The organism is Streptomyces sp. x-19, from assembly GCF_046549115.1.
In the GTDB taxonomy this organism is placed as follows: Bacteria; Actinomycetota; Actinomycetes; order Streptomycetales; family Streptomycetaceae; genus Streptomyces; species Streptomyces albulus_C.
On record NZ_JAJPWK010000033.1, the window covers coordinates 63,108 to 69,107 of the forward strand.

6 protein-coding genes are annotated in these 6,000 nt (G+C 71.6%); 3 read left to right on the top strand and 3 right to left on the bottom strand.

Annotated features, from left to right (window positions below; translation table 11 throughout):
• The first annotated feature begins 93 nt into the window (after positions 1 to 93).
• Both mshA and ACLJT4_RS38355 read left to right on the top strand, forming a co-directional pair.
• Positions 94 to 1,470, top strand: coding sequence for a D-inositol-3-phosphate glycosyltransferase (gene mshA / locus ACLJT4_RS38350; protein ID WP_411129687.1), 1,377 nt, complete (start codon positions 94 to 96; stop codon positions 1,468 to 1,470).
• The gene (locus ACLJT4_RS38355) at positions 1,463 to 1,996 is read left to right on the top strand and encodes a YbjN domain-containing protein (protein ID WP_016578977.1); all 534 of its coding nucleotides are present in this window, start codon (positions 1,463 to 1,465) and stop codon (positions 1,994 to 1,996) included. Before mshA ends, ACLJT4_RS38355 begins: the two co-directional genes overlap by 8 nt.
• A gap of 95 nt (positions 1,997 to 2,091) precedes the next feature.
• On the opposite strand, the gene ACLJT4_RS38360 is transcribed toward ACLJT4_RS38355, so the two are convergent.
• The gene (locus ACLJT4_RS38360) at positions 2,092 to 3,441 is read right to left on the bottom strand and encodes an MDR family MFS transporter (RefSeq protein WP_411129688.1); all 1,350 of its coding nucleotides are present in this window, start codon (positions 3,439 to 3,441) and stop codon (positions 2,092 to 2,094) included.
• A 239-nt stretch (positions 3,442 to 3,680) separates the two neighbouring features.
• On the opposite strand from ACLJT4_RS38360, the gene ACLJT4_RS38365 reads away from it, so the two are divergent.
• Entirely contained in the window at positions 3,681 to 4,442 is a 762-nt protein-coding gene (locus ACLJT4_RS38365) for a phosphoglyceromutase (protein ID WP_411129689.1), read from the top strand.
• Positions 4,443 to 4,522: 80 nt separating this feature from the next.
• Here ACLJT4_RS38365 and ACLJT4_RS38370 read toward each other — a convergent pair whose 3' ends face one another.
• Both ACLJT4_RS38370 and ACLJT4_RS38375 read right to left on the bottom strand, forming a co-directional pair.
• Positions 4,523 to 5,764 carry a tyrosine-type recombinase/integrase gene (locus ACLJT4_RS38370; RefSeq protein ID WP_411129690.1) on the bottom strand — a complete coding sequence of 414 codons (1,242 nt, stop codon included), beginning with the start codon at positions 5,762 to 5,764 and terminating at the stop codon, positions 4,523 to 4,525.
• An 81-nt stretch (positions 5,765 to 5,845) separates the two neighbouring features.
• Positions 5,846 to 6,000: helix-turn-helix domain-containing protein (locus ACLJT4_RS38375; RefSeq protein ID WP_411129692.1), on the bottom strand; the 155-nt coding region annotated here is incomplete at its 5' end.

The window sequence follows — 6,000 nt, forward strand, 5'->3', positions numbered from 1 at the left end:
AAGACGGCCGCCCGGACGGAAATGGATGGCGGTCCGGCGTTGTTGGAGGGGGGCGGAGGCGCGTCACCCGCCCCGCCTAGGAGGTAGCTCGCAGTGAGCCAATACGTGTCCAGGCTCCGCAGCCGGCAGGGGCAGTTCGCGGGCCCGTCGCGGCTGCGCCTGCCCGGCGCCCGCCGCCCCCGCCGCGTGGCGATGCTCAGCGTGCACACCTCCCCGCTGCACCAGCCCGGCACCGGCGACGCCGGCGGGATGAACGTCTACATCGTCGAGCTGGCCCGCAAGCTCGCCTCGCTCGGCATCGAGGTGGAGATCTTCACCCGGGCCACCACCGCGGCCCTGCCGCCCGCCGTCGAGCTGGCCCCCGGCGTGCTGGTGCGGCACGTCGCCGCGGGCCCGTACGAGGGTCTCGCCAAGGAGGAGCTGCCGGCCCAGCTGTGCGCCTTCACGCACGGCGTGATGCAGGCGTGGGCGGGCCACCGCCCCGGCTACTACGACCTGGTGCACTCCCACTACTGGCTCTCCGGCCACGTCGGCTGGCTGGCCGCGGACCGCTGGCGGGTCCCGCTGGTGCACGCCATGCACACCATGGCGAAGGTGAAGAACGCCGCGCTGGCCGTCGGCGACGCCCCCGAGCCGGCCGCCCGGGTGATCGGCGAGACCCAGATCGTCGAGGCCGCCGACCGACTGATCGCCAACACCGCCGAGGAGGCCGACGAGCTGGTCCGGCACTACGACGCCGATCCCGGCAAGGTCGCGGTGGTCCACCCCGGCGTCAACCTCGACCGCTTCCGACCGTTGGCGGAGCACGGCGCCGGCGACGTCGCGGCCAGCCGGGCCGCCGCCCGGGACCGCCTCGGGCTGCCGCAGGACGCGGTCATCCCGCTCTTCGCCGGCCGCATACAGCCGCTGAAGGCCCCCGACATCCTGCTGCGCGCCACCGCCGCGCTGGTCGACGCGGACCCCGCGCTGCGCTCCCGGCTGGTGGTCCCGGTGGTCGGCGGGCCCAGCGGCAGCGGCCTGGCCAAGCCCGAGGGCCTGCAGAAGCTGGCGGCCCGGCTGGGCATCGCCGATCTGGTGCGGTTCCGCCCGCCGGTCGGTCAGGAGCAGCTCGCCGACTGGTACCGCGCCGCGTCCGTGCTGGTCATGCCGTCGTACAGCGAGTCGTTCGGGCTGGTGGCGATCGAGGCGCAGGCGTGCGGCACCCCGGTCGTCGCGGCCTCGGTCGGCGGGCTGCCGGTGGCGGTGCGGGACGGCGTCAGCGGCTTCCTGGTCGCCGGCCACGACCCGGCCGACTACGCCCGGGCGCTGCGCCGCTTCCTCGACGACCCGTCGCTGGCCACCCGGATGGGAGCCGCCGCGGCCCGGCAAGCCCAATCCTTCGGGTGGGACACCGCCGCCACCGCGACCGCCGACGTCTACACCGCCGCGATGCAGGAGCGCCGCCGTCACCTACGATCACTGCATGGGTGAGGAACGGCGGCCCCCCGCGGGCGAGCGGCAGGCGACGGACGCCGGTGCGGTGATCGAGCGCACCCTTGCGGACGCGGGCCTGGAATGGGAGTCGCCGGCCGCCGGCACGTACGTCGTCAAGCTGCCCGGCACCCGCAAGCTCGCCACCACCTGCTCGCTGGTCGTCGGCCGGCACTCGCTCTCCCTCAACGCCTTCGTCGTGCGCCGGCCGGACGAGAACCACGAGGCCGTCCACCGTTGGTTGCTGGAGCGCAACACCCGCCTCTACGGCGTCAGTTACGCGCTCGACGCGCTCGGCGACGTCTACCTCGTCGGCAAGTTCCCGCTGGCCGCCGTCACCCCCGACGAACTGGACCGGCTCCTGGGCACCGTCCTGGAGAACGCCGACGGCAGCTTCAACACCCTCCTGGAGATGGGCTTCGCCTCGGCGATCCGCAAGGAGTACGCCTGGCGCGTGTCGCGCGGCGAGTCCACCCGCAACCTCGCGGCCTTCGAACGGCTGACGCGCGGCGACGCGGACGCCTGACGCCCGGCCCGCGGCGCGGCGCACGGGACCCGGTGCCGGCCACCCACCGGCCGACGGCGTCCGGTGCGGCGCGCCGGCGGACGCGTCGCGCGGGGCTAGGAGTTCGACGGTACGGAGGCGGCCCGCCCACCGTCGGCCCGCTCGTCGGCGACGGGGAGCGCACCGGCCTTCGGCCCGGCGCCGTCGACCACGGCCGTCCGCTCCGGGAGATTCCGCAGCAGCAGCCCGTACCCCACCGCGGCCACCGTGCCGACGGCCGCGCAGCCGGCCCAGAGCACATCGGCGCCGTAGTGGTCGATGACCGTGCCGCCCAGCAGCGGGGCGGCCAGCGAGGCCACGGACCAGGACAGCGCGTACATGCCCTGGTAGCGGCCGCGGCCGTGCAGCGGGGACAGCCGGACCACCAACCCCATCTGCGTCGGCGAGTTGACGATCTCGCCGAGGGTCCACACGGTGACCGCGACCGCGTACAGGGCCACCGAGCCGGCCAGCGCCGTCAACCCGAAGCCGTAGCCGGCCAGCAGCGCCGAACCGATCAGCAGCGCCGCCGGGCTGCGGTGCTCGATGAAGCGGGTGACCGGGATCTGCAACAGCACGATCAGCACCCCGTTCACCGCGATCACCATCCCGAAGTCGACGCTGGAGAAACCGTCCTGACCCATCGACACCGGCAGCGAGACGTAGGCCTGTTGGAAGAGCAGCGCCAGCAGGAGGTTCAGTCCGACGACGGTCATGAACCGGCCGTCGCGCAGCACGGTCAGCATCGAGACTCGCGGGGCGCCGGCCGCGTCCGCCGGGGCGCCCGCGGCCCCGACCGCCTGCGGACGGGACTCCGGAAGCTTGAAGAAGACCACCAGCGCACAGGCCAGCACGAGCCCGGCCTCGCCCAAGAAGAGCGCCAGATAGCCGTGTTCGGCGATCAGGCCGGCGGCGCTGGAGGACACCGCGAAGCCGAGGTTGATCGCCCAGTAGTTCAGGGAGAAGGCGCGGACCCGGTCCTCGGGCGCGACGATGTCCGCCATCATCGCCTGCACCGCGGGCCGCGAGGCGTTGTTCGCCATGCCGACCAGGCCGGCCACCACGGCGATCGCCACCGGATCGGTCATGAACCCCAGCAGCGCCACCGAAGCCGCCGTGGCCACCTGCGCGACGAGCATCGTCGGCCGCCGCCCGAGCCGGTCGGTGAGCACCCCCGCACCCACCGACGAGATCACCCCGCCCAGCCCGTACAGGGCGCCGACCAGCCCCGCGTACGAGGCCGAGTAGCCGCGCTCGACGGTGAGGTAGAGGGCCAGGAAGGTGGCGACGAAGGAGCCCAGCCGGTTGACCAGCGTGCTGGTCCACAGCCACCAGAACTGCCGGGGCAGACCGGAGACGCTCGCCACGGCGGCCCGCCGGACCCGGGCCAGGCCCCGGGGCGAGGATTCGACACTGGACGCAGGCATGACATTCCCCCTGACGGTCGCCCGTCACCGAAGGGCAGCTCGGCGCGGTGACGGGACGGTGTGGTGACCGGACGACGCGGTAAGTGGCACAAGCGTCATGCGCACACTACGAACCGAACGGCCGGCCAACCACTCGATTGACCGGAAGCGTCAAACGTCGCCACCCACCCCGCCCGCGCGTCCGTGCAGGTGACGGCCGCGCGCCGGCCCACTCCCCGGCGTCGATTACGCTCGACGGCATGGCCACCGCACCGTACAAGCTGATCCTGCTCCGCCACGGCGAGAGCGAGTGGAACGCGAAGAACCTGTTCACCGGCTGGGTGGACGTCAACCTCAACGAGAAGGGCGAGAAGGAGGCGGTCCGCGGCGGAGAGCTGCTCCAGGAGGCCGGCCTGCTCCCCGACGTCGTCCACACCTCCCTCCAGAAGCGCGCCATCCGCACCGCGCAGCTCGCCCTGGAGTCCGCCGACCGGCACTGGATCACCGTCCACCGCAGCTGGCGGCTGAACGAGCGCCACTACGGTGCGCTCCAGGGCAAGGACAAGGCGCAGACCCTGGCCGAGTTCGGCGAGGAGCAGTTCATGCTCTGGCGCCGCTCGTACGACACCCCGCCGCCCCCGCTGGCGGACGGCGCCGAGTTCTCCCAGTCCGGCGACCCGCGCTACGCGTCGATCCCGCCGGAGCTCCGCCCGCGGACGGAGTGCCTCAAGGACGTCGTCACCCGCATGCTGCCGTACTGGTACGACGGCATCGTCCCGGACCTGCTCGCCGGCCGCACGGTGCTGGTCGCCGCCCACGGCAACAGCCTCCGCGCCCTGGTCAAGCACCTCGACCAGATCTCGGACGCCGACATCGCCGGCCTGAACATCCCCACCGGCATCCCGCTCTCCTACGAGCTCGACGCCGACTTCCGCCCCCTCACCCCCGGCGGCACCTACCTCGACCCGGAGGCCGCCAAGGCCGCCATCGAGGCCGTGAAGAACCAGGGCAAGAAGAAGTAATTCCCCGTGATCATGCCCTCTACCTGCATCTTTCCTGTCGGTAGAGGGCATGATCCGTGCCTGGGGCCGTCTGTGGGCCGTCAGGCAGCTTTTGGGGCCTTGTCGTAGACCGTCGCGATGGCCTTCCGGGTGCGCTCCTGGCTGCTCGGCATCAGGTGCGCGTAGACCCTGAGCGTCAGCCCGGGATCGCTGTGTCCCAGGTACTCGCTCACCGCCTTGATGTTCTCTCCGCCGTCCAGCAGCGCCGACGCGTAGAAGTGCCGCAGGGCATGCATGCCGTGCTCGCGGGCCGCCGGGTAGTTCTCAGCCCTGCTCTCGCGATCGGAGATGACGCCGGCCGTCACGAGGGCGGGCTTCCACGCTTCCTCGTTCAGAGATGTCCGCCAGACGTGATTCCCCATGGGCCCGGTGAAGATCAGGCGCTCTGTGACCTTCGGTCCGTCCACCGTCTTCCACGGCAGAGTGATCTCTACCGGCGGGAACCGCTTCATATGCGCCCGCAAGATGTCAGCGACCGGCCCGGGGAGCGGCACATCCCGGAGCTTGCCACCCTTGGGCGGTGCGAGAACGGGCTTGCTGCGGCTCAGCTTGAGCTGGCGTACGACGTGCAGGGTCTCGGTTTCGAAGTCGATGGCGCTCACGGCGACGCCCAGAATCTCCCCCTGCCGGAGTCCGCAGCCAGCTCCGAGATCCACCATTGCCTGAAAGCGCTCCGGCATCCCCTCCCGGACGCTGAATACGCGCTCCGGCATCCACGGCACGACGCGCTTCCGCTCCACTTCAGGGGCCTTCACCGAACGGGCGGAGCACGGATTGCGTGACAGGTACTCGTCGTCAACCGCGGCACTCAGCACAGCGCGCACATTCGAGTAGATGGTCCGGGCGTACGCCCCGGTCACGCCGTTTTCCTTCATGTCCTGCTTCCAGTCCCGGATGTGCTCCGGTCGGAACGAACCAAGGGGGCGCGATCCGATGTACGGGAAGGCGTGCAGCCTGAGCTGGGAGGTCATCGACGCTTCCGTATTCGGGTCCTCAGCCGCTGAGCGCAGCCACTTCTCCGCGTACTGCTGAAAGGTGGTCTTGGTCTTGTGGGGGTCGATGTACTGCCCCCGCGACATGTCCGCCTCGATATGGCTGAGCCACTGCTCAGCGAGACGCTTCTTACCGTCGGGAAAGCTCTGGGACTTCTCGGTGCCGTCGGGTCCGACGTAGCGGGCGCGGTAGCGCATGCCGGTGCCGTGGCGGTCGGTCTTGACGCGGCGGGGCTTGCCGTCGGGGCCGGGCCCGGTCTTGTACCAGCGGTCTTGGATGTGGCCTGCCATGTGTGGGTTCTCCGGGAAGTGAGAGGGGGCGGGGCCAGGTGGCCCCGCCCCCTCTGGGTGAGTTCGGGCCGGTGGTGTGGGTCAGGCGGCTGCGTCGGCGGCCATGAGTGCCTCGGTCCAGGCGTGCACAGCGGCGGGGTCGTAGCGGACGTGCTTGCCGACGCGGAATCCGGGCGGGCCGGTGCGCTTCTTGCGCCACTCGTAGACGGTCTCCAGCGGCACGTCGAAGAGGGCGG